Source organism: Psychrobacter sp. CAL346-MNA-CIBAN-0220, assembly GCF_040309805.1.
Taxonomy (GTDB): Bacteria; Pseudomonadota; Gammaproteobacteria; order Pseudomonadales; family Moraxellaceae; genus Psychrobacter.
The window spans coordinates 1-281 of record NZ_JBEOPF010000142.1; the positions used below are offsets into that span (position 1 = coordinate 1).

Here is a 281-nt window from a genome sequence, read left to right on the forward strand (position 1 = left end):
TTACAGAGGTTCATCATTGGAATGATGCCTTATTTAGCATCAAAACCACACGTGACGATGGCTTACGCTTTCGCAATGGCGAGTTTGCGATGATTGGTCTCGCTGTCGATGGCAGACCACTGCTACGCGCTTATTCGATTGCTAGCCCTAACTATGAAGACCATCTAGAGTTCTTTTCTATCAAGGTTCAAGACGGCCCTTTGACCTCACGCCTACAACATATCAAAGTCGGCGATGAGCTATTGGTCAGCAAAAAGCCCACCGGCACGCTAGTCTTAGAC

Annotated in this window: 1 protein-coding gene; it reads left to right on the plus strand. The window is 47.7% G+C overall.

Annotated features, from left to right (window positions below; genetic code table 11):
- A partial coding sequence (locus AAEY88_RS13055; RefSeq protein ID WP_350563068.1) for an FAD-binding oxidoreductase occupies window positions 1-281 on the plus strand: 281 nt, incomplete at both ends.